General features: G+C 34.7%; 18 protein-coding genes and 14 tRNA genes. 5 read left to right on the top strand and 27 right to left on the bottom strand.

Annotation, left to right across the window (positions count from 1 at the left end):
• Positions 1-3 precede the first annotated feature (3 nt).
• The 3 genes from ACTJFD_RS10070 to ACTJFD_RS10060 are packed head-to-tail and all read right to left on the bottom strand — an operon-like array spanning position 4 to position 2,021.
• The gene (locus tag ACTJFD_RS10070) at positions 4-546 is read right to left on the bottom strand and encodes a ClbS/DfsB family four-helix bundle protein (protein WP_442261371.1); all 543 of its coding nucleotides are present in this window, start codon (positions 544-546) and stop codon (positions 4-6) included.
• Entirely contained in the window at positions 533-1,081 is a 549-nt protein-coding gene (locus ACTJFD_RS10065; protein ID WP_442261369.1) for a GtrA family protein, read from the bottom strand. The genes ACTJFD_RS10070 and ACTJFD_RS10065 overlap by 14 nt, the downstream gene beginning before the upstream one ends.
• Positions 1,065-2,021 carry a glycosyltransferase family 2 protein gene (locus ACTJFD_RS10060; RefSeq protein WP_442261367.1) on the bottom strand — a complete coding sequence of 319 codons (957 nt, stop codon included), beginning with the start codon at positions 2,019-2,021 and terminating at the stop codon, positions 1,065-1,067. Before ACTJFD_RS10060 ends, ACTJFD_RS10065 begins: the two co-directional genes overlap by 17 nt.
• 181 nt (positions 2,022-2,202) lie before the next feature.
• Here ACTJFD_RS10060 and gloA point away from each other — a divergent pair, with 181 nt between their 5' ends.
• From gloA to ACTJFD_RS10040, 4 genes are all read left to right on the top strand, one after another.
• Complete coding sequence (gloA, locus tag ACTJFD_RS10055; protein WP_442261365.1) at positions 2,203-2,577, top strand: lactoylglutathione lyase; 375 nt, start codon at positions 2,203-2,205, stop codon at positions 2,575-2,577.
• A 157-nt stretch (positions 2,578-2,734) separates the two neighbouring features.
• Positions 2,735-3,946 carry an efflux RND transporter periplasmic adaptor subunit gene (locus tag ACTJFD_RS10050; RefSeq protein ID WP_442261363.1) on the top strand — a complete coding sequence of 404 codons (1,212 nt, stop codon included), beginning with the start codon at positions 2,735-2,737 and terminating at the stop codon, positions 3,944-3,946.
• Positions 3,946-4,668, top strand: coding sequence for an ABC transporter ATP-binding protein (locus ACTJFD_RS10045; RefSeq protein WP_442261362.1), 723 nt, complete (start codon positions 3,946-3,948; stop codon positions 4,666-4,668). Before ACTJFD_RS10050 ends, ACTJFD_RS10045 begins: the two co-directional genes overlap by 1 nt.
• Positions 4,661-5,878, top strand: a complete 1,218-nt coding sequence (locus ACTJFD_RS10040; RefSeq protein ID WP_442261361.1) for an ABC transporter permease — start codon at positions 4,661-4,663, stop codon at positions 5,876-5,878. Before ACTJFD_RS10045 ends, ACTJFD_RS10040 begins: the two co-directional genes overlap by 8 nt.
• 50 nt (positions 5,879-5,928) lie before the next feature.
• On the opposite strand, the gene ACTJFD_RS10035 is transcribed toward ACTJFD_RS10040, so the two are convergent.
• From ACTJFD_RS10035 to pdhA, 8 genes are all read right to left on the bottom strand, one after another.
• Complete coding sequence (locus tag ACTJFD_RS10035) at positions 5,929-7,437, bottom strand: DUF1846 domain-containing protein (RefSeq protein WP_442261359.1); 1,509 nt, start codon at positions 7,435-7,437, stop codon at positions 5,929-5,931.
• A 21-nt stretch (positions 7,438-7,458) separates the two neighbouring features.
• A complete protein-coding gene (locus ACTJFD_RS10030) occupies positions 7,459-8,925 on the bottom strand; it encodes a DUF6056 family protein (protein ID WP_442261358.1) in 1,467 nt (488 codons plus the stop codon).
• A gap of 49 nt (positions 8,926-8,974) precedes the next feature.
• Positions 8,975-10,576 carry a CTP synthase gene (locus ACTJFD_RS10025; RefSeq protein ID WP_442261356.1) on the bottom strand — a complete coding sequence of 534 codons (1,602 nt, stop codon included), beginning with the start codon at positions 10,574-10,576 and terminating at the stop codon, positions 8,975-8,977.
• A gap of 169 nt (positions 10,577-10,745) precedes the next feature.
• Positions 10,746-12,527, bottom strand: coding sequence for a DNA-binding protein (locus ACTJFD_RS10020; RefSeq protein ID WP_442261355.1), 1,782 nt, complete (start codon positions 12,525-12,527; stop codon positions 10,746-10,748).
• 261 nt (positions 12,528-12,788) lie between these two features.
• Complete coding sequence (gene lpdA / locus ACTJFD_RS10015; RefSeq protein ID WP_442261353.1) at positions 12,789-14,195, bottom strand: dihydrolipoyl dehydrogenase; 1,407 nt, start codon at positions 14,193-14,195, stop codon at positions 12,789-12,791.
• 12 nt (positions 14,196-14,207) lie between these two features.
• A complete protein-coding gene (locus tag ACTJFD_RS10010; protein ID WP_442261351.1) occupies positions 14,208-15,821 on the bottom strand; it encodes a dihydrolipoyllysine-residue acetyltransferase in 1,614 nt (537 codons plus the stop codon).
• Between the two features lie 42 nt (positions 15,822-15,863).
• Complete coding sequence (locus tag ACTJFD_RS10005) at positions 15,864-16,841, bottom strand: alpha-ketoacid dehydrogenase subunit beta (protein WP_442261350.1); 978 nt, start codon at positions 16,839-16,841, stop codon at positions 15,864-15,866.
• Between the two features lie 3 nt (positions 16,842-16,844).
• Entirely contained in the window at positions 16,845-17,957 is a 1,113-nt protein-coding gene (gene pdhA / locus ACTJFD_RS10000) for a pyruvate dehydrogenase (acetyl-transferring) E1 component subunit alpha (protein ID WP_442261349.1), read from the bottom strand.
• Positions 17,958-18,440: 483 nt separating this feature from the next.
• Between pdhA and ACTJFD_RS09995 the strand changes: the two genes are divergently transcribed.
• Positions 18,441-19,067: a bifunctional hydroxymethylpyrimidine kinase/phosphomethylpyrimidine kinase gene (locus ACTJFD_RS09995; protein WP_442261348.1), complete on the top strand. Its 627-nt coding sequence runs from the start codon at positions 18,441-18,443 to the stop codon at positions 19,065-19,067.
• A gap of 45 nt (positions 19,068-19,112) precedes the next feature.
• Here ACTJFD_RS09995 and ACTJFD_RS09990 read toward each other — a convergent pair whose 3' ends face one another.
• The 16 genes from ACTJFD_RS09990 to ACTJFD_RS09915 all read right to left on the bottom strand — a co-directional run bounded on the left by ACTJFD_RS09990 (position 19,113) and on the right by ACTJFD_RS09915 (position 22,592).
• Complete coding sequence (locus tag ACTJFD_RS09990; protein WP_442261347.1) at positions 19,113-20,291, bottom strand: acetyl-CoA C-acetyltransferase; 1,179 nt, start codon at positions 20,289-20,291, stop codon at positions 19,113-19,115.
• Positions 20,292-20,405: 114 nt separating this feature from the next.
• On the bottom strand, positions 20,406-20,834 hold the full coding sequence (locus tag ACTJFD_RS09985; RefSeq protein WP_442261346.1) for a hypothetical protein: 429 nt from the start codon (positions 20,832-20,834) through the stop codon (positions 20,406-20,408).
• Positions 20,835-21,245: 411 nt separating this feature from the next.
• A tRNA-Thr gene (locus tag ACTJFD_RS09980) sits at positions 21,246-21,316 on the bottom strand.
• A 78-nt stretch (positions 21,317-21,394) separates the two neighbouring features.
• Positions 21,395-21,466 (bottom strand) — tRNA-Gln (locus ACTJFD_RS09975).
• A 9-nt stretch (positions 21,467-21,475) separates the two neighbouring features.
• Positions 21,476-21,548 (bottom strand) — tRNA-His (locus ACTJFD_RS09970).
• Between the two features lie 37 nt (positions 21,549-21,585).
• A tRNA-His gene (locus tag ACTJFD_RS09965) sits at positions 21,586-21,658 on the bottom strand.
• 27 nt (positions 21,659-21,685) lie between these two features.
• Positions 21,686-21,770, bottom strand: a tRNA-Leu gene (locus ACTJFD_RS09960).
• A gap of 6 nt (positions 21,771-21,776) precedes the next feature.
• A tRNA-Cys gene (locus tag ACTJFD_RS09955) sits at positions 21,777-21,847 on the bottom strand.
• An 18-nt stretch (positions 21,848-21,865) separates the two neighbouring features.
• Positions 21,866-21,937, bottom strand: a tRNA-Gln gene (locus ACTJFD_RS09950).
• 9 nt (positions 21,938-21,946) lie between these two features.
• Positions 21,947-22,019 (bottom strand) — tRNA-His (locus ACTJFD_RS09945).
• A 14-nt stretch (positions 22,020-22,033) separates the two neighbouring features.
• Positions 22,034-22,104: transfer RNA gene (locus ACTJFD_RS09940), tRNA-Trp, on the bottom strand.
• Between the two features lie 5 nt (positions 22,105-22,109).
• Positions 22,110-22,190, bottom strand: a tRNA-Tyr gene (locus ACTJFD_RS09935).
• 3 nt (positions 22,191-22,193) lie between these two features.
• Positions 22,194-22,266 (bottom strand) — tRNA-Phe (locus ACTJFD_RS09930).
• A gap of 4 nt (positions 22,267-22,270) precedes the next feature.
• Positions 22,271-22,343, bottom strand: a tRNA-Asp gene (locus tag ACTJFD_RS09925).
• Between the two features lie 56 nt (positions 22,344-22,399).
• Positions 22,400-22,471: transfer RNA gene (locus ACTJFD_RS09920), tRNA-Glu, on the bottom strand.
• 31 nt (positions 22,472-22,502) lie between these two features.
• Positions 22,503-22,592: transfer RNA gene (locus ACTJFD_RS09915), tRNA-Ser, on the bottom strand.
• Positions 22,593-22,678 lie beyond the last annotated feature (86 nt).

Raw genomic sequence — 22,678 nt, 5'->3', positions numbered from 1 at the left:
CTACTATTTTAGATTTGAGAGACTTTTTTTATGTTTTTTTATTTTCTTTAATGCCCATTCATAGTGACTCGAAGTCGCAGAAATATAATAACTACCTAGTGTGCTTCCACCAACCCAAGAAAAAATATTTTTTTCAAATAACTCTGTATCTGAAAAGAGTTGACAGGATTCTAAAACTTGCCGATGGCTTTCTGATAGTTTTTCTTTCAGTTCATTAAGTGGCGTTTCTTGATGACATTCCCAAAATTCAAGATTCATGCCAGAATAAGTTCGCCAATTATACCCTTCTTTTAAAAAAGGACGAGGTTGGCCTTCCTGATTCGAGCTAACCCACTCTAAAAGTAACTGATGCCATTCGTATAGATGAGCTAAAACATCTCTAATGTTTTTATCTCTTTGCCAATGAGCCCCCTTTTCTTTCATACTATCGAAAGAAAAAGTTTGCAACTGCTCTTCTTGTGATAATGAAGCAATCAGGTCACATAGCCTTCTAAAATTTAGCTCTGCTTGAGTTAATAACTCTCCTTTTGATTTAGGTCTCGTCATTAAAATCTTCCTTTCCAACTTTCAACGTTTCTTTTTCAACTTCTTTATCAACAAAAATAGCTTTTTTAGAAATAATATAATTGATCACAATTGCTAGTATTTGAACCAACAAAGCAAAAATAAACTCATTTAATAACTTTTCATTCCCAATAAATCGATTGGTTAACACATTACTAAAAATAAAATGGTCATAATTTAGTTTATCTAAAAATAAAACACGAATAAAAAATTCTGAAAAACGTTTAACAGTTAAATACGTAATTGATAAATCTAAACCAAACACCAGTAAGCGACCGATAATAAAACCAAATAATTGTTTTAAAACGGTTAGAAAGCCCCAGTTTTTATCTTTAAAAACAAAAATTTTATTAGCAAAATAGGCAAATAAAATCGCTGCAATTTGGGCAAGAACAACACCTAACATTGAATTATCTGTTGCTTTCACTACCGAAAAACGAGTGACAAAATAAACAACGGTTGTTAATCCTCCAAAAAAGATGTAACTAATGGTTTCTCGATTAAAAATTTTTTTCATCTGTTTCTTCCTCATCATTATATGTTTGAACAAAGTAAAGGGGTCTATCTTTAGTCTCCATAAATATCTTTCCTAAATATTCACCAAGAACACCGAGTGATAGTAATTGAAACCCACCTAAAAAAAGGATTAAAATAACTAACGTCGGATATCCTGGTACTTGATTACCGAAAAAAAGTGTTGATATAATAACGAAAATCATATAAATAAATGCTAAAAAAGAAATTAAAACACCAATAAAGGTTGATATTCTTAACGGAAAAGTTGAATTTGACGTGATACCATCAACCGCTAACCCAACCAACGCTGAAAATTTCCATTTTGTTTCACCTGCAAAGCGCTCTTCTGCATCAAAAAAAACTTCTTTTTTACGATAACCAACCCACATATAAAGCCCTTTAGTATAACGTTGTGATTCACGTAACTTTTTAATTCCTTCAATACAAACACGATCAAGTAATCGATAATCTCCTACGCCAGATAAGACAGGAACTTTTGAAAATTTCTGTAAAATTTTGTAGTAGGTTTCTGAGGCTTTTTTCTTGAACCATGATTCGCCTTTTCGTTCTCTTCGCTTACCATAAACGTCTTGATACCCTTCTTCCCAATACTTAATCATTTCAAAAATAGTATGAGGAGGATGTTGTAAATCAGCATCCATTGTGATAACTGCATCACCTTTAGCATAATCAAACCCTGCTGCCATTGCGACTTCTTTTCCATAATTACGAGATAAATCAACAAACTTAACCCGCGGATCATATTTCCTAAGTTCACGGACTTTAGATAAACTATCATCCATACTACCGTCATTAATAAATAAAAATTCAAAATTATATTTTTCGTATAGTGGGGTTAATGTTTGATTAATTTGTTTATAAAACGCATTAATATTTTCACCCTCATTATACATTGGAACACAAATTGATATTAATTTCATCTCTATTCTCCTTTAAATCTAACACGTAAAATTATAGAGTATCTTATCTAAAAAAACAATCGAATTAGTCAAATTCATCACTATTCATAGTTAATCTTAACTAATCTAGATTTAAAAACTAGCATGGTAAATTAATAAATGCTATTATTTAAGTAAAGCTAAATGAAAGGAATGATGTTTTATGAAAATGGCACATACTTGCGTGCGTGTTAAAGATTTAGAAGCTTCTGTTACTTTTTATAAAGAGGCTTTCAATTTTGAAGAAAGCCGTCGTCGTGATTTCCCAGAAAATAAGTTTACTTTAGTTTATCTTACTCTTCCTGGTGATGATTATGAATTAGAATTAACCTATAACTACGATCATCCTGGCTATGAATTAGGTGATGGTTACGGGCATATCGCTATTGCAACTGAGGATTTAGAAGCACTACATGCTAAACATAAAGCGGCTGGCTTTAACGTGACTGAACTAAAACACTTACCTAATGTTCCACCTTCATACTATTTTATTATCGATCCCGATGGTTATAAAGTTGAAGTCATTCGTGAAAAATAAATAATCCTATAAAAAGAGGGGCTGAAAAGCAGCCTCTTTTTTTGTGTCTAATTATTTATAAAAAAAAACACTTTTGACTGCCTATCCGCCCTTAGACCGATAGGTAATTAATTTGTTTTACGGTATAATTATAAAAAAAAGGTAAAGGAGTTTATTTATGTCGCGAAGAGAAAAGAAAAAGATGAGTAAGCGTAAGAAAATTAGTATTGGATTAATTTTAATTATTTTAGTGGTTGGTGGTTTTATCGTTATTAGAAATCTTGGTAAAGGGAATGACGCAAAAAATATCACCTCATTAGATAACAAAATTGAATATTTTGATGTTGAAGATGTCGATCAAGTCTTTGTTAATGGGATTGTGACTCCCGTTCGTTCGAAAGAATTTACTAAGGACACAACACTCGGAAAATTAGGTGATTTGCAAGTCAAAAATGGTGACGTTGTTGACGAAGGGACTATTCTTTATCAATACGTTGATGATGCGACCAGCAGTCAAATTACCGATTTAAAATTCCAAATTGAACAAACACAAGCAGAAAAAGATAAAGCAGCTCGAAAAATGCAATTAGCAATCAATCAAATTGGTGCAGCCAGTGAGGCTTCAAAAAATACCGATAGTGAAGAAGAAACAGTTTCCGCTCCTGGTTCTTCGAGAGAATCTATTGAATTAGACTACGATTTAGCAAGCTTTGATATGAAGATGAATCAGCTACAAAGCCAAATCAATGAACTTAATGAAAAACAAGTGAATCAAGTAACAGCACCTTTTAAAGGCCAAGTTACCATTCCACAAGAACAAAATCGTGATAGTGCTATCTTAACTTTAACGTCCAACGATTTTTATGTTGAAGGTGAAGTGAACGAACGTGACTTAGTCAAACTAAAAGCGAAACAACAAGCAGATGTTCGAACTATTTCTGATAACAAATTATATAAAGGAGAGATTACCTATATCTCAAATACACCAACATCAAAAGCACAAAGTACAGAGGCTGGTGCTAGCATGGGCGGTGGTTCAAGTTCGCTTTCAAACTATATTGTTAAAATGACACTTAAAGATGCCAAAGATATTAGAGATGGTTTCCATGTCCAAGCTTCAGTCAAATTAGAGGATAAAAAAATCCAACTTCCTAAAAAAGCTTTAAAAAATGATAAAACTGGTGATTATGTTTTAGTTGATGACTTTGGTTCGGTTGTTAGAAAAGATATCAAAATAACAACTGAAGGCGCTAAAAAAGATCATGTCGTTGTTATTAGTGGATTAGATGCTTTAGATAAAGTAATTATTTCATCAGAAGTAGATTATAAAAACGGTGATATCATTGATGACATCACTGTTGATTCTGGAGGAATGGAGGAAAGCAAATAATGACTGAAAAGCAATTAAATAATTTGCAATCCCCTCTTATTGATTTAAAAGATATTAATAAATATTTTCCAATGGGTAACAGCAAGTTACATGTTTTAAAAAATCTGAATTTAACCATTCATCGTGGTGAATTTCTAATGATTATGGGAAAATCTGGTAGTGGTAAGACAACACTAATGAATATCATCGGTTTTCTTGATCAAGCAACGGATGGTGACTATATTTTTGATGATGAAGAAGCCTCAACTTTAAGCGAAAACCAAAAGTCAGAATTAAGAAATAAACATATTGGCTTCATTTTCCAACAATTTTTTCTAATCCAGTCACTCAATGTTTCTCAAAATGTTGAATTACCTATGGTTTATGAAGGAAAGAAAAAAGAACCTCTACGACGTGAAATTGCCAAAGAATATTTACACTTAGTTGGCTTAGAGGGCAAAGAATATTCCAAAACAACCGAACTTTCAGGTGGACAACAACAACGTGTCGCCATTGCACGCGCACTTGTTAATGAACCTTTATTGATTATGGCAGACGAACCAACTGGTGCTTTAGACAGTGAAACTAGTCGAGATATTATGGAAATTCTCGCACAGTTAAATGATGAAGGAAAAACGATTGTCATGGTGACTCATGATCCTGACATGCGTAAATATGCTTCACGTGTCGTGTACATGAAAGATGGTCTTTTCTTAGATGAGGAGGCGTTCCTTAATGGTTAAAAACCTCTTACTAAGTACTCTTTTAAGCTTACGAGCCCATAAATTACGTGTTTTTTTAACAATGGTAGGGATTATTATCGGAATTACTGCGGTTGTTACTGTTTCAGCGATTGGTGAAGGGATGAAACAAAGTAGTTTAAAAATGGTGGAATCAACAGATGCTAATATGGTTCGCCTCATCTATAAAGAGGATGAAGATGAAATGATGGATCAATCATTTGAACCTTTCTCTTTTTCTACAACTGATTTAAAGATGTTACGTCATTTAAAAAATGTAGATAACATCGCTGCTGATTACGGTTTTGGCTATGGTAACGATGAAAGTATTTTTACTAATATTAACTATTTTGAAATCGGGGACGGTACTCCTATTGTCGCTAATAACAACAAAAATGATAAGGTAAAATACGGCCGTTCCTTCACAACACAAGATGCTAATCAAAATAAAATCATTTTAACTTATGAAGCAATGAAAGATTTATTAAAAATAAAAAAACCAAAAGATATCATTGGTCGAGCGATTGATATCGACGGCCTTAAGTTTATGGTCATTGGGGTTAAAGAAAAAGTGAATTACGATGAATTAGCTTTTAATTCTGATGGTTCGTTTCAATTTAGCATCGTTCCTAAAAAAGCCTTTAATGAATTGGCTAAAAACAAACCCATTAATGCGATTAAATTAAAAGTCACACAAGGAACTGATCGGCAATCAGTTGTTGATGAGGCAAACAACTTACTAAAAGAATACCATTTAGACTTAACTGGCTCATTTGAAGAAGATAGAACAAATGAAGAAATTAAGCGTGATATTGAAAATATGATGAATACAGTCATGCTTGGACTTCTTTTCATTACTGCTATTTCACTACTTGTAGGTGGCATTGGGGTCATGAATATCATGTATGTTTCTGTTTCTGAAAGAAAAAGAGAAATCGGAATACGTCGTGCCATTGGTGCAAAACCATCTAATATTCTACTTCAATTTCTTTTAGAAGCTGCTTTTATCACCTTGCTAGGTGGTATTATTGGTATCCTACTAGGTTGGGGAGCCGCTTCACTAATCTCACTCCTTACACCTATGGAAGCTATTGTTAGTCCTAAAATGGCTCTGATTTCAGCCAGTGTTTCTGCTGGTATTGGACTCTTCTTTGGAGTTATTCCAGCTATCAATGCAGCCAAATTAGACCCAATCAAAGCAATTTATCAATAAAAAAAGTTTGGAATTTCTCATTCGCGAGAAATTCCAAACTTTTTTATGTTTTAAATATAGAATAAGTTATCAGAAGAGAATATGGAGTCACTTGTTACGTCAATTCCTAATCTTTTCAAAATCTGTTCATCGTCTTTATTTAAAATCACCGTCGAATGCGCCTGTACATCTACGAGATGACTTAATTGTTCATAAGCTAACTGAGCCGTTGGATTTGTTACAGCACTCATCGCCAAAGCTATCAAAATTTCATTAGTATTTAGCGACGTCATCTTACTTGATAATTCCTCTACCTTCATTTTTTGAATAGTTCCTAAAATAACCGGTGAAAGTAACAAGATATCATCTGAAATATTCGCTAAATATTTGACTGAATTCAAGATAGCAGCTGCAGAGGCGTCCATCAATTCTGTTGAACGACCTGTAATAATTTCACCATCAGCCAATTCAAAAGCCATGACTGATGCTGGACCAACTAAGTTTAATTTTTTCTTCATTTTATCTGCATACTCTCGCGCAGGTAAGACTGGGGCACGATCTTCTTTTTTTAATTCCATTTCTTCCATGATTAATTGAATGCGATTGACAACCTCTTCATCAACAAGTCCTCGTTTATAAAAAACTTCGGTATCAAAACAACGACGAATAATCTCATCATAAGAAGCTTTTATAACGACCTCATCATCAATAATTCCAAATCCAACTCGGTTGACTCCCATATCAGTTGGTGATTTAAAAACCGATGCTTTTTTAGTAATTCGTTCAATAATACGTTTAATCACAGGAAAGGTTTCAATGTCTCGGTTATAGTTCACAGCGACTTCTCCATACGCTTCATAATGAAATGAGTCAATCATATTAACATCTTTCAAATCAACCGTAGCCGCCTCATAAGCGATGTTTAATGGATGCTTCAAGGGAACGTTCCATACGGGAAAAGTTTCAAATTTAGAATAACCTGCTATTTTACCTAAATGGCTTTCATGATAAATTTGACTTAAGCTTGTTGCCAATTTACCACTTCCAGCTCCAGGTGCTGTTACAACAACAATTGGCTTTGTCGTTGGAATATACGGATTTTTTCCAAAGCCTTCATCACTTACAATTTGATCAATATTATACGGATACCCTTCGATTGCTTCATGAGTATAGACACTAATCCCGCGTTTTTCTAATTTATTAATAAATACTTTCGTTGCTGGTTGGCCGGAATACCGTGTAATTAAAACACTATTTACAGACAAACCATAATCGTTGAATTCATCAATAGATTTTAAAATATCCATGTCATAAGTAATGCCATAATCTCCACGAATTTTATTTCTTTCGATATCACCGGAATAAACACAAATTAAAATTTCAGCTTTATCTTTTAATTTCTGAAGGATTTTTATTTTTGAATCTTCATCAAAACCTGGTAAAACTCGTTTAGCATGTTTATCACCAATAAGTTTGCCCCCAAATTCTAAATAAAGTTTATCATAATTATTAACTCGCTCTAAAATATATTTTGTTTGTTCCTCAATATACTTGTCTGAATCAAAACCTATTTTTTTCATAAATAATCCCCCTATGTAATATTAATCTAATTTGTACGGAACACTAACTACTTTATAATCTTTCGGTATATCATATTTTTCTCTAAACGTTCTTGGGGCAATTTCCCCATAGTTTGGAGGACTTATATAATGTGTATACTGATCAAATGGCAATCTTTTGACCGTTGCTGTTTTAGCTTTATCATCTATTTTTATCAAGACATTACGTTTGTTAAAATAATATAAGTTAACACTATGAATCCCGATAAAAATAATGCTGACAGAAATGAAAAAGACAGCTGCAAGATAATTAAATCTCCAAATATTAACTTTTACTGTTTCTCTAGCCAATAATGCATTCAAAAGTGTTATCGCAATCATCACAAAAAAGACGTAAGATGCTAATCCTGCTCTCGGTCCGAAAGGTGTCACAATTAAAAATGGAGCTAAAACAATACCTGAAGAAGCACCAAAGAGAAAAATCATCCAAAAGTTTTCTTTTATGTTCACATCCTCAAGTCCGCGAATAGCAAAAAGTAACATGATTAAATAAATTAAACTAACAAAACCAAAAACAGTTGCTAAAGATAAACTTAATTCAGCCAACTCAATATGAGCAACACTGAGCATCATAGCAAAAATTGGAAATGCTGTAATTACAAACAACGGGATAAGCATTAATTTGTTTTTATTTTGATATAAAGTCCAAATTAAAATAGCAATCAAAGCTAAAATTAGCCAATTATTAAATAAATAACTTTGTAAGTAATGGGTAAAAAATACGGTTCTAATTTTTTCTAAATCAAAAGTCCGATAACCATCATCACCAGAAGCAATCGTATGATAAACAGAATTGGAAAACATGATTGCTGCCCCTAAAATACTTCCGACTAGATAAGTTAACCGATAACCTACAAGTTTTTTCTTAAATAAAACAACTAAAAAAATAATTGAAAATAAAACATTAAACATCGTTATATTTTCCATACATAATTGGACAAGAAAAGAAAGAACTAAAAGCAATACAATTTTTGCTGGATAAAAACGTTCAGACCCTTTCAAAACAAGCGTCCAAATTAATAATGTTAAAGCAATTCCAACATTATAATTAACAAATCCTGAAAACCAACTAAATGTTTGAGCATATACTGAATAAGGAATTAATAATAATAATCCTGTCACAACAAAAGGAACAAATCTATTTTTAGCATTGGATAATCTCATGACTCCATAGACTATCATAGTATTTATCACACCATAAAGTAAAACTCGGAATATTGCGAAGCGAGAAATAGTGATAATTAAAATATTACCAAAATAGCGTCCATTATAATTATCAAACCAATTATTTAAACGCTCAATCCCCGCTGGTCCTCCCCAATCTAAATCATCCCCAAACGTTAAAGGGATCAAACATGCCATAACGATAAATAAAATAAAACATATAAATAATTGATAATGGAAATATCGCTCTCTTTTTTCATTGCTCCTCCGACTTAATTTTTCCAACTAATCTCCTCCTTAAAAAATAATACATTTCTCTATTATAAGCTCTTTATTAATGATAGCACATCAAACTCTTAATAAACCCACTAAATAAAGGGTGTGCTCGATTGGGACGTGAGCGAAACTCAGGATGATATTGTGCTGCTACAAAAAATTTTAATGCTGGTAACTCCACCAGCTCCATCAATTTTCCATCTGGTGATGTTCCGGAAAAAACCATACCTTTTTTTTCAAATAGAGACTGGTAATTAGTATTAAACTCATAGCGATGACGATGACGTTCAAATACCATTTTTTCCTGACCATAACATGTTGACGCAATGCTCCCTTTTTTTAACTCACACGGATAAGCTCCTAATCTTAAAGTTCCCCCTAGTTCTGCCACTGTTTTCTGTTCATCCATTAGATGAATGACAGGATCACTTGTTTCTTCATTCAATTCTGAAGAATGTGCCTCTTTCAAACCTAAAACATGGCGCGCAAACTCAACACAAGCTAATTGCATTCCCAAACAAATCCCTAAAAAAGGAATATCATTTTCTCGAGCGTATTGAATAGCTATTATTTTCCCCTCGACTCCACGTTCTCCAAAACCACCAGGAACCAAAATCCCCATGACATTAGCCAATGTTTGACTAACATTAACTGTCGTTAAATCTTCAGATTGAACCCATTTAATTTTAACATCCACATCAAATTCATAGCCAGCATGTTTCAATGCTTCAACTACAGAAAGATAGGCATCTGGTAATTCCACGTACTTTCCTACGATTGCAATCGTTACTTGTTTTTCTAAATTTAAAACACGTTGTTCAAGTTCTCGCCATTCTTTCATCTCAGCTGTAGGTGTTTCTAACTTTAAGTAACGACAGACAAGATCATCCATTTTTTGAGCTTGTAAATTTAATGGAATCGAATATAATGTATCGACATCTAGTGACTCAATAACGGCTTCTTTAGGAACATCACAAAATTGTGCCAATTTAGTTTTTATATTTTCTGAGATTGGTTGTTCCGCTCTAACGACTAAAATATTAGGTTGAATTCCTAAAGAACGTAACTCTTTAACACTATGTTGAGTTGGTTTTGTTTTCATCTCACCTGCCGCTTTTAAATACGGGAGTAATGTCGTATGAATATACAAAACTTGCTCACTACCAACCTCTTGTTTCATTTGTCTTAATGCCTCTAAAAAAGGAAGGGATTCGATATCACCTACTGTACCGCCGATTTCTGTTATCACCACATCTGCCTGTGTTAACTCCGCCGCTCGTTTAATTTTATCCTTAATCGCATTGGTAATATGTGGAATGACTTGTACTGTCGCTCCTAAATAAGCTCCTTCCCGTTCTTTTTGTAAAACTTCAGCATAAATTTTTCCTGTGGTCACATTAGAATATTGATTTAATTCAATATCAATGAAACGCTCATAATGCCCCAAGTCTAAATCTGTTTCTGTCCCATCGTCTGTCACAAAAACTTCACCATGCTGATAAGGACTCATTGTTCCTGGGTCAATGTTGATATAAGGATCAAATTTTTGAATCGTTACATTCAATCCTCTATTTTTTAGTAATCGACCCAATGATGCTGCTACAATTCCTTTCCCTATCGAAGAAACCACGCCACCTGTTACAAAAATATACTTTGTCATCTTTCAAAACCCCTTATCAATTTATTGAGAGGATTTACGACAAAAACAAATAAAAAACTCCCTATTCTCTAATACCAAGAGAATAAGGAGCTCTACGTGTTCTTCTGCCCCTACTAAAAGGGGGCCCAAAATGTATGATACAGGGTTCACTTTTAATAGTCAAGTTAAATTACTTTTTAGGCGTCACATTTTCAATTTCGATATCGTCAATCGTTGACAAGGCATTGTCTGAATCTTTATTTACTTCAAAAGTAACTTGGTCGCCTTCTTTTAAGAACATACTATAAACATTGTTAGAAGTACTTATTGTGTAAACTGTTGAATCTTCTTTAAGCAAGAACGAAACTGTCTCTGTTCCGTCAATCATTAGTTTATTGACACGTAATACTTCCCCGCTGATTATCTCTTTTTCAGCTTTTTTCGTATTACGATTATTACTGCCTTTCATGCTTAATTTTACTTTATATGCTTCTAATGTTTTTTGAGCATCATTTCCATCAACTACAATATCGCTGTCCGTTGCGGAAACATAAACATAACCTTTAAAAATACCATTCACATCTAGCAATGAAATGATCCAGGTCGGAACTCCTTCAACGTTATAAAGGATGGGCATCTTTGCATCCCATTTTTTCTCTGGATAAATTTTTTCAGCAATGGAGATTGCGCCATCACTATCCATCATACCTTTATTATCACGATAATATTCCATAACGCCCGTTCTAGCATTAATTAAACTATAGCCTAACGCACTATCTTGTTTAGAATCGTCACTCGTAAAGTCCGTAAAATAGAGTAAATCACCTGATTTTGACATCAAAGGAGTCACTGCCCCACTTGAATAAATTCCATTACTTGTGGGTTGTTTGACATCATCTTTCGTAAAGACACTATTTAGCCACCCCTTACCATAGAGTCCAAAATAATTATTCATACTACTTGCAACCGCACTTGTTAAAGGAGCGTCAATATCTTTTGGCGTCTCTTCCAATTCATAAACTTTAGTTTGGCCTGTTTCACTATTTAAGACCCCGACCTTAAATTGATCATAACGTTTCTTACCACTGACACCAAATTCTTTATAAAGAGTGGTTACGTAGTAAGGAGTCCCGTCATCACCAATCTCCAAATTAACAGCTCCCATACGAGCATAATTGGATGATTTAGAATAAATTGCGCGTTCAGCATCTTGCCACAAATAAGCACTTGGTACATATTTCATGCTTTTTTTGATAAATTCAGGTTGTGCATTTATATCAGTTGCACTAACCTTGAAATACCCTGGAACTTTTTTAAAACGATTCCATTTCCAAAAACTTCGATACTCGATACCTGAAACATAGACATACTCTCCATCAATCACTTGAGCTGTCATTGTCCCTAATTTATAAGCACTATAGTTAGGAACGCTACTAATCATTTTTTGCATTTTATTTTTAGCACTTTTTGTTGACATGGCTATTGGTGTTTCCTTAGTCGACACTAATTCTTCAGTTTCTTTTACTTTTTTTACATTAATTGTTTGATAAATTTGATCCGTGCTCAAAATTCGAGCAACAGGCATATAAATAATCAGTATAACCAGACCAATAATTCCAATAACTAATGCCTTAATCAGTTTTGAACCATCCGGCGACGTTTCATTAATCACAATTCGTTTATTTGTTTTTAACTGTTTTTTTACCAACGAACCTGCGTTTAAAAAAAGAACAAGAATCATTCCTAAAATATAATTAAATAGATTAATTAACAACAAATTACTTAATGTTTGAGGTGGTAAAGTGATATAAACAGTAATAAATCCGAGCACCGTAAAAATAATTGCTGCCACAATACTTTTAGATATTTTACGTTTATCTTTTCCAGAGATAAAGTATCCCACAATCATAGCTAGATAAAAACCGGCACTAAATTTTAACGTAATCAATAAAAAATTAAATAATAACGACATATTCCAACACACTCCTATAATTCTTAACTTTTTGTTAAGTGAGCACATTATATCATATTAGAAAAAAGTGACATCCATCCTAAGACGGATATCCTTTCTCAAATGATAAAATTGTGACGATTCAATAGCAAAACTCTTCATTTCGATACTTTATTTGATATTTTCACTAAAATCGTTAGTCACTCTATTATAAAAAAAGTCGTCTTGAAAAATTAATTTCAAGACGACTTACGTCCGAGTAAATGTTGCTTTATTTTAATTTTATACGTGAATTGGTAAACCTAATGCTAATTCAGCAGTATCCATCACTGCTTCAGCTAATGATGGATGAGAGTGAATCGTTAAAGCAATATCTTCAGCATTCATGCCTGCTTCAACAGCTAAGCCGATTTCAGCAATCATATCACTCGCACCAGCACCAACAACTTGGCCACCAACAATAATATTATCTTCTTTAGTCGTTACTAAACGTACAAAACCTTCTGTTTGGTTCAATGATAACGCACGACCATTACCACCTAATGTAAATTTAGAGGCTTTAACATCTAATCCGGCTTCTTTGGCTTCTTTTTCAGTCATTCCAACAACTGCTAATTCTGGATCAGTAAAAGCTACTGCTGGCATCCCAACATAGTCGTTTTCAACTGGTTTTCCTGAAATAGCTTCTGCCGCAATTTTAGCTTCAAAACTAGCTTTATGAGCTAAAGCAGCTCCAGGAACGATATCACCAATTGCCCAAATACTTGGAACATTAGTACGTCCTTGCTTATCTACTTTCACTAAGCCACGATCCGTCATGTCAACACCAACAATTTCTAAACCTAAATCATCAGTATTTGGACGACGACCAACAGTTACCATGACATAATCACCTTCAACTGTTGCTTCTTTACCGTCGACTTCATAGTTAACAGTCACGCTATCACCATTATCAATTGCTTCTTTAGCCATTGCTTTAGTCACAACGGTTATGCCTTTTTTCTTGAAATCAGCTTCTACAAATTTAACCATGTCTTTTTCAAAAGTAGGTAAAATTTGAGGTGAGCCTTCTAAAACAGTAACTTCAGCACCTAGGTTAGCATAAGCACTACCTAATTCAGCACCAATAACACCACCACCAACGATGATTAATTTTTTAGGAACTTCAGTCAAGTTTAATCCACCTGTTGAATCGATAACACGACCACCAAACTTAAAGCCTTTAATTTCGATTGGACGACTACCTGTTGCCACAATCGCATTATTGAATGAGTAAGTTTGAGCACTATCTTCATGCATCACACGTAATGTGTTTTCATCAACAAAGAAAGCTTCTCCACGAAGAATTTCAACTTTATTTTTTTTCAACAAGAATTCAACACCCGTTGTAAGTTTAGAAACAACCGTTTTATCTTTCCATTCTTGTGTTTTAGTAAAATCTAGTGTCACATTTTCAGCAGACACACCGAAAACTTCAGCATGTTTAGCATCATGGAATTTATGACCGGCGCTAATTAAAGCTTTAGATGGGATACATCCAACATTCAAACATACCCCTCCAATAAATTCACGCTCAATGATTGCGACTTTTTGCCCCATTTGTGCGGCACGAATTGCTGCTACATATCCACCAGGTCCTGCCCCAATGACGACTGTATCTAATTCTACTGCGAAATCTCCTACTACCATGCGTGATTCACCTTAACCTTCCATTAATAATAATTCTGGATCTGCTAATAAACGTTTAATATTGTTCATCGCTTTTTGAGCTGTAGCTCCATCTACGATACGGTGGTCAAAGCTCAATGATAATTTCATCATACGGCCAACTGCTAATTCGCCATCTGCATTTACAACAGGTTGTTGAGTAATTGTACCCACACCTAAAATAGCTACTTCTGGGTAGTTGATAACTGGTGTAAACCAACCACCACCAACTGAACCAATATTACTAATTGTAACGGTACCACCACGCATATCAGGTCCTGTTAACTTACCTTCAATCGCAAGTGCTGCTTTTTCATTGATTTCATCAGCAATATCAAACATCCCTTTTGTATCTGCTTGTTTGATATTTGGAACATATAATCCATGATCTGTATCTGTTGCGATACCAATGTTATAGTAATTTTTGAAAACAATTTCATCAGTTGTATCATCAATTGATGCATTCATTACTGGGAATTTTTTCATTGTTGCTGTTAAAGCTTTAACAACATATGGTAAGAATGTTAATTTTGTATCACGATCTGCTGCTACTGATTTAAATTTCTTACGGTGATCCCAAAGTTTAGAAACTTCAACTTCATCATGTAATGTTACATGAGGTGCTGTCTGTTTACTATTTACCATCGCTTTAGCAATTGCTTTACGCGTTGGTGTCATTTTTTCTCTAACTTCTGCTTCTGGTGTTCCAACAAATGGTGTTGGAGTTGCTTTAATTGTTGGTGTTGAAACAGATGAAACTGTTTCTGTAGCTACATTAACTGTTTCAGATGCTACTACTGGTGCTTGACCAAAGTTATCGATGTCCGCTTTAATGACACGACCAGCTTTACCTGTTGGAGTGACTAAAGTAATATCAACACCTTTTTCACGAGCATATTGACGAACTGAAGGCATTGCTAACACACGGTTAGACGGATTTCCAGTTGCACTTGATGCTGTTGGCGCACTAGCTACTGCTGGTGCTGCTTCTGGTACAGCCACTGGAGCTTTAGCTGCTTCTGAAGCTACTACTGCTGGTGCTGCATCATTATGACCTGGTGCGTCAATTTCTACAAGTACATCACCTACATTAGCTACTGTTCCTTCAGCAACAACAACTTTCACGACTTTACCTGTTACAGGAGAAGGAATTTCTTCTACTGATTTATCATTTTGTACTTCTAATAATGTATCATCCTCATTGATTGTATCGCCAGCTTTAACAAACCATTTTACGATTTCGCCTTCTGCGATACCTTCACCAATATCTGGTAATTTAAATTGGAAAACTCCGCCACTTGCTACAGGTGCTGCTGTTTCTACAGCAACTTCTTCAGGTGCTGCTGGAGTTTCTTCTTCACTTTCATGACCTGGTGCGTCAATTTCTACAAGTACATCACCCACGTTTGCCACTGTTCCCTCTGGAACAACAACTTTTAGGACTTTACCTGTTACAGGAGAAGGGATTTCTTCTACTGATTTATCATTTTGCACTTCTAATAATGTATCATCTTCGTTGATTGTATCGCCAGCTTTGACAAACCATTTTACGATTTCGCCTTCTGCAATACCTTCACCAATATCTGGTAATTTAAATTTAAAAGCCATATCTGCTTACTCTCCTTCTTTATCCGTTACGTTAAGCTAGTTCTAAAATTCGTAAACTTCTTTTACTTTTGCTTCGATATCAGATGCATTTGGTAACCAAGCATTTTCTGCTTGTCCAAATGGGAAAATAGTATCTGGAGCAGAAACACGACCAATTGGTGCTTCAAGTGAAAGAACGGCACGTTCAGAAATTTCTGAAACTACTTGAGCGCCAACCCCTGCTTGTTTTTGAGCTTCTTGGACGACAACTACACGTCCTGTTTTTTCAACAGAAGCAATGATTGTATCAACATCTAATGGAGCAACGGTACGTAAGTCGATAATTTCAACAGAAATACCTTCTTTTTCTAATTTATCCGCAACTTTAATAGCTTCACGAACCATAGCGCCATAAGTTATGATTGATACATCTTTACCTTCACGAGTAACGGCTGCTTTATCTAAGGGAACAGTGTAAGCTTCATCTGGAACTTCCTCACGGAATGAACGATATAATTTCATATGTTCTAAGAAGACAACTGGATCATTATCACGAATAGCTGAAATTAATAAGCCTTTAGCATCATATGGATTACTTGGAATTACCACACGAATACCTGGTGATTGGGCCATTAAACCTTCTAAATTATCTGAATGTAGCTCTGGAGTATGTACGCCTCCACCAAATGGAGCACGAATAGTAACAGGCATATTACGAGTACCACTCATACGGTAACGAGTACGTGCCATTTGTCCTACCACTTCATCCATTACTTCAAAGACAAAACCGAAGAATTGGATTTCAGCTACTGGACGGAAGTTTTCTAATGCTAAACCAAACGCTAATCCACCGATACCAGATTCGGCTAAAGGTGTATCAAATACACGTTCTTCTCCAAATTTTTCTTGTAGGCCTTCAGTTGCACGGAAAACCCCACCATTGTTACCAACGTCTTCTCCAAATACTAATACATCTGGATTTGCTTCAAGTTCTAAAGCTAAAGCATCAGTAATTGCTTGAATCATTGTTTTTTGTGCCATAACTTATTTCGACTCCTTTGCTTCATAAATGTCAATTTGTTCTTGAGTTGTTTTTGGTGTTACTTCAAACATATTTTTTAAGAAATCAGAAACTTTTTGTTTAGGTGTTGCATCTGCAGCCTTAATTGCTTCTTTAATTTCTTCTTTTGTTTGTTCAATAATGGCTTCTTCTTTTTCTTCAGACCATAGACCTTTTTCAGTTAAATAAATACGGAAACGAGTCAATGGATCTTTACCATGCCACTCATCTTCAATATCTTTAGTACGATATCTTGTTGGATCATCACCTGAAAGTGTATGTGGACCATAACGGAATGTTAAAGTTTCAATTAAAACAGGTCCATTTCCAGCCACTGCCCAATCACGAGCTGCTTTCGTTACTTGATAAACAGCTAAAGGATCCATACCATCTACTTGAATACTTGGAATTCCAGCCGCAATCCCTTTTTGAGCTAACGTTGTAGCAGCCGTTTGTTTTTCACGAGGTGTTGAGATTGCATAGCCATTATTTTGAATAAAGAATACAGCATTTGCTTTATAAGCTCCTGCAAAGTTAATTCCTTCATAGAAATCACCTTGTGATGAACCACCATCACCCGTATAAGTATAAGCAACATTCGCTTTGCCACGTTTTTTAAGTCCCAAAGCCACACCAGCGGCTTGAACATATTGAGCACCAATAATAATTTGAGGTGGTAAAGCTTTTAAATCTTGTTTATATTCGTTACCTGCAGCATGACCTCTTGACCATAAAAAGGCTTGTGTTAATGGTAAACCATGTTTAATTAATTGAGGAACATCACGATATCCTGGTAATAATACATCTTCTTTGTCCATTGCAAATTGACTTGCTAATTGACTTGCTTCTTGTCCCGCTGTTGGAGCAAAGAAACCTAAACGTCCTTGACGATTTAACGCTGTTGAACGTTGATCTAAAACTCGAGACCAAACCATATCGGTCATTAATTGTACTAATTCTTCATCTGTTAAATCAGGCATTAAATCCTCATTAACAATTTTCCCTTTCTCATCTAACACTTGAACAGTAGGAAATTCTGCGTTAATATCCTTTAACAAAGCGTCAAAATCAAGTGGATTAACTTTTTTCTTAGCCATATTGATACACAATCCTCTCTCTTGGATAATTATTGTTGCTTTCAAACAGTACAGATAAACTGTATTATTTTTCTTGTTTCAACATCATTAATTTACCACGTAAAAATCATTATTGCAAGGAATCGGCTCCAGTTTTTTTAAAATTAAAACTAAGAAACAACTGTGCCAGTGTAAAGTGAACAACCTCACTTACTTATGTTTTTTAACCCCTTTCTTGCAAACTGTTACCATCTGTTACATTGAATTATGTAAATCTGTTATATATTAACTTACTGAAAGCTTTATTAATAGGAAATAACCCGTTCTTAAAAACACCCTTTTAAATAATTATAAAACAATTAGATAAAAAAGGGAATAATAATGAATATTTATTTTGATTAACTCTATAAAAAATAACTACCGCTTGTGAATAACCTCGCAATATAACTTTAATTTAAGTCTATGCTATAATAAAGCAACATCTTTTAACAAAGGAGATACTTTATGCTAAAAAAAGCCTTATCCATTAATTATTCTTCCCTAAATGGCTCTTATGGAATCCAAGCAGATTTGAAGACGTTTCTTGACCTTAATGTTTTTGGGTTTACTGTCATCACATCCAATCATTCTTTAGAAACTTTTAAAATTCCAAGTGCTATTATAAAAAAACAACTTCAGACTATATTTTCTGGTGAAGAAATCCAAGCAGTAAAAATCGGTTCAATCGACCAAGCTACTAATATCGAAATTTTCAAAGTTTTTTTTACCTTAAATCATACTAAAAACATCGTTCTTGATTGTATGCAACTGGATTTTAATTTATCATTAGCTAACCATTTAAAAAAAGAGTTGTTTCCTCTCATCAACTGGCTAATTATTAATGAAGACACTTTGAATTATTTTTTCTCACAAGAACAAAATTTGACACAACAATTAGAAAAATTAAGCAATTTAGGACCCAAAAAAGTTATGCTGATTTCTAAAAAAAAGTTAATCATTTTTAATAACCATATTTTACAAGGACAAACAACTTTATCAGATAATCAATTCACACAACTTTCAAGCACTCTTACTGCTTGCTTAGCAAATGGACTTTCTGATAAAGAAATTCTAGATTACTTTATAAAATAAATAAAAAGCCAAATTATCAAATTCAATTGATAATTTGGCTTTTATTTAATGTTTAACAATCATAGATATCCCTTGTCCTCCACCAATACAAAGTGTTGCTAAACCATACTTACTTCCCCGTTTTTTCATTTCATGAATTAACGAAACAAGTATTCGAGCACCACTTGCCCCGATAGGGTGTCCTAAAGCAATTGCACCACCATTAACATTAACAATTTCTGGATTCAATTCTAATTCATTTAAAACGTTTATTGCTTGTACAGCAAAAGCTTCATTCGATTCAATTAAATCTAAATCTTCAATATTAATATTTGCTTTTTTTAATGCTTTTTTAGTCGCTTCAATCGGTGCTGTGCCCATTAATTCTGGCTCAACGCCACTTACTGCATAGGATGAAATACTTGCTAATATTGGTAACGAGAGTTCGACTGCTCTTTGCCTACTCATAAGAATAACAAAAGCAGCACCATCATTAATACCAGAAGCATTCCCCGCTGTGACAGTTCCCCCTTTTTTAAATGCTGGTTTCAATTTAGACAGTTTTTCTAATGAAGAACCTCGCCTAGGGTATTCATCTGTGTCAAAGTATCTCTTTTCTTTGTCAGAGTTTCGATATTCTATTGGTACAATTTCATCTCTAAACCGATGTCGATTAATAGCTTTCTCTGCTTTTTTTTGACTTTCTAATGCAAAAAGATCTTGTTCTTTTCTCGAAATAGATGCTTTAGTTGCAATGTTTTCAGCAGTCAATCCCATATGTTGTTTAGTGAAAGCATCCGTCAGCCCATCCATCAACATTAAATCAATTAATTTTTGATCTCCTAGCATTTTACCTAAACGATATTGAGGTATCAGATGACTTGATCTTGTCATCTGTTCAACACCACCTGCAATTATAATTTCCTGATCACCTAAAATAATAGATTGAGCGCCATTGATTATTGATTTTAGACCAGAACCGCAAACTTTATTCAACACATACGCTGAAGATTCCAACGATAATCCTGCTTTAAGTGCAATTTGTCGAGCGATATTTTGACCTTCACCTGCACCCAAAACATTTCCAATAATTAATTCATCAACGTCTTTCGGATTTATATTAATTTCTTCTATTTGATTTTTTATAACTTGTGTGGCTAAGTCTGTAATTGAGACCTCTTTTAGTGTACCTCCAAATTTACCAATTGCGCTTCTTTTTGCCGATACAATAACGACTTCATTCATTCTAAAGACCTCCTATAAAATATAGTCTAGTCTACAATATGAATGATTTCTATTTAAAATTCAAGACAAAGTAAAAGTCTTAATATAACCTTAGATAATCACATTTTTAAACTATTAAAAATCGCGATTTTCAGCACTTGTTGATTTCACTTCATATTCAGCTTGCTTAAATATTAAAATTTCAGACTGTTCATCGTTACTTTTATACTGAACCAATTGAACTAAATGATTTCCTAACTTTAAAGATTCTTCCAATTCTGTTAATTCGAATGTTTGGACGTCATCTTCTACTTTTATTTTCTCAATTAACTCTCCGTCAATATAAAAATAAGATATTTTGTTCGGATTAACTTCTGATATTTTAACTCTTAAGATTATTGGACTTTCTTCTTTATCTAAATAAACAACAGGCGTTTCACTCGCTTCTTCATCAGATGCTGCTAATATTTCAATTTTCCCCTCTCCTTTATTTTCTATAGAAAAACTTTTCCTATTAGTATCTGAAACTGAAAGATTCGTGTCATTAACAACCGTCGAGCTCACAGACTCATCTTGTTTGTCTGCTTCTTCTATCTTTTTAAAGTTGCAACCAAAAAATAGGAAGATTGAAGAAAAAAGTAAAATACTTACTAATTTTTTTTCATATTATTCACCCTACTCTCGTTCATTTAACGCAAGTATATCATTGAATTTTAATTAGAACTAATGATTTACTTTTTCGTATAAAATAGGGGTTGTACAAAAAAGGATGAATCTGAGAAAGTTCTCAAATTCATCCTTCAACTAAAAAATTTCAATCAGTCTTATTTAACAAAGAATTAGATTTTTAGTCTAACTCTTTAGTTTAGTTTCATTCATGCTCAGTTTCTAATTTTTAATATTTTATTTTTGAGAAAATTATATGATTCATTGCATAAAAATATTAGACATTATGACTAATAAGTCTTTCACAAATGCCCCTTAACAGAATTGAACTGATGTTCCCGGGTTACGAATCCGATGTTCTACCACTAAACTAAAAGGGCTTATCATAATAATAGTACTATCGCAAAAAAATTACAATCTTTTAGACAAAAAAAAAGTAAAATAAATTTTACTTTTAACTGGGCTAGCTGGATTCGAACCAACGAGTGACGGAGTCAAAGTCCGTTGCCTTACCGCTTGGCTATAGCCCAATAAAAATAGGCGACTGATGGGAATCGAACCCACGAATGCCGGAACCACAATCCGGTGCGTTAACCACTTCGCCACAATCGCCATAATATTATTAAGTTTAGTGTTTAAAATAAAAAAAGGCGACTGATGGGAATCGAACCCACGCGTGCCGGAACCACAATCCGGTGCGTTAACCACTTCGCCACAATCGCCATGTGACTATTTAAATTATAAAATTATACCGGCGGCCGGGGTCGAACCGGCACGCCCTTAGCGGGCACAGGATTTTGAGTCCAGCGCGTCTGCCAATTCCGCCACGCCGGCATAAAAAGGCGGTAACCGGATTTGAACCGATGATAGAGGTGTTGCAGACCTCTGCCTTACCACTTGGCTATACCGCCATTTTATATAATTTAAAACTGGGCTAGCTGGATTCGAACCAACGAGTGACGGAGTCAAAGTCCGTTGCCTTACCGCTTGGCTATAGCCCAATAAAAATAGGCGACTGATGGGAATCGAACCCACGAATGCCGGAACCACAATCCGGTGCGTTAACCACTTCGCCACAATCGCCATTATAAAATTAACAGGGGTAGTAGGACTCGAACCCACGCTGACGGTTTTGGAGACCGTAGTTCTACCACTAAACTATACCCCTAAAAATGGAGGGAGGCAGATTCGAACTGCCGAACCCGAAGGAGCGGATTTACAGTCCGCCGCGTTTAGCCACTTCGCTATCCCTCCAAATGGCGCAAGACAGAATCGAACTGCCGACACACGGAGCTTCAATCCGTTGCTCTACCAACTGAGCTACTGCGCCAAAACGGTCCCGACGGGATTTGAACCCGCGATCTCCTGCGTGACAGGCAGGCATGTTAACCCCTACACCACGGAACCTTTTGTTTATGGAAGACTACTAAGGATATTTATAGAGCTTCCATTATTCAGTTTTATGACCCGTACGGGAATCGAACCCGTGTTACCGCCGTGAAAGGGCGGTGTCTTAACCGCTTGACCAACGGGCCTATTTATTTAAAGTCTTTACAAAAATCATTACGGAGAGTAAGGGATTCGAACCCTTGAGACAGTTATTACCGCCTACATGATTTCCAATCATGCTCCTTCGGCCAACTCGGACAACTCTCCAGAGTATTTACCGTAGGCTAGTAAACTTTATAACTCCGGCAGTAGGACTCGAACCTACGACATCATGATTAACAGTCATGCGCTAC

The sequence above is a fragment of the Vagococcus sp. genome, assembly GCF_052102835.1.
In the GTDB taxonomy this organism is placed as follows: Bacteria; Bacillota; Bacilli; order Lactobacillales; family Vagococcaceae; genus Vagococcus.
The sequence above is the reverse complement of the archived record's forward strand: the minus strand, read 5'-3'. Positions and strand labels throughout refer to the sequence as shown.

Excerpts from the sequence above, each read along its gene's own strand:
- ACTJFD_RS10070 (WP_442261371.1), bottom strand. The coding sequence starts at position 546 with ATGACGAGACCTAAATCAAAAGGAGAGTTATTAACTCAAGCAGAGCTA.
- ACTJFD_RS10065 (WP_442261369.1), bottom strand. The coding sequence starts at position 1,081 with ATGAAAAAAATTTTTAATCGAGAAACCATTAGTTACATCTTTTTTGGA.
- ACTJFD_RS10060 (WP_442261367.1), bottom strand. The coding sequence starts at position 2,021 with ATGAAATTAATATCAATTTGTGTTCCAATGTATAATGAGGGTGAAAAT.
- gloA (WP_442261365.1), top strand. The coding sequence starts at position 2,203 with ATGAAAATGGCACATACTTGCGTGCGTGTTAAAGATTTAGAAGCTTCT.
- ACTJFD_RS10050 (WP_442261363.1), top strand. The coding sequence starts at position 2,735 with ATGTCGCGAAGAGAAAAGAAAAAGATGAGTAAGCGTAAGAAAATTAGT.
- ACTJFD_RS10045 (WP_442261362.1), top strand. The coding sequence starts at position 3,946 with ATGACTGAAAAGCAATTAAATAATTTGCAATCCCCTCTTATTGATTTA.
- ACTJFD_RS10040 (WP_442261361.1), top strand. The coding sequence starts at position 4,661 with ATGGTTAAAAACCTCTTACTAAGTACTCTTTTAAGCTTACGAGCCCAT.
- ACTJFD_RS10035 (WP_442261359.1), bottom strand. The coding sequence starts at position 7,437 with ATGAAAAAAATAGGTTTTGATTCAGACAAGTATATTGAGGAACAAACA.
- ACTJFD_RS10025 (WP_442261356.1), bottom strand. The coding sequence starts at position 10,576 with ATGACAAAGTATATTTTTGTAACAGGTGGCGTGGTTTCTTCGATAGGG.
- ACTJFD_RS10020 (WP_442261355.1), bottom strand. The coding sequence starts at position 12,527 with ATGTCGTTATTATTTAATTTTTTATTGATTACGTTAAAATTTAGTGCC.
- lpdA (WP_442261353.1), bottom strand. The coding sequence starts at position 14,195 with ATGGTAGTAGGAGATTTCGCAGTAGAATTAGATACAGTCGTCATTGGG.
- ACTJFD_RS10010 (WP_442261351.1), bottom strand. The coding sequence starts at position 15,821 with ATGGCTTTTAAATTTAAATTACCAGATATTGGTGAAGGTATTGCAGAA.
- ACTJFD_RS10005 (WP_442261350.1), bottom strand. The coding sequence starts at position 16,841 with ATGGCACAAAAAACAATGATTCAAGCAATTACTGATGCTTTAGCTTTA.
- pdhA (WP_442261349.1), bottom strand. The coding sequence starts at position 17,957 with ATGGCTAAGAAAAAAGTTAATCCACTTGATTTTGACGCTTTGTTAAAG.
- ACTJFD_RS09995 (WP_442261348.1), top strand. The coding sequence starts at position 18,441 with ATGCTAAAAAAAGCCTTATCCATTAATTATTCTTCCCTAAATGGCTCT.
- ACTJFD_RS09990 (WP_442261347.1), bottom strand. The coding sequence starts at position 20,291 with ATGAATGAAGTCGTTATTGTATCGGCAAAAAGAAGCGCAATTGGTAAA.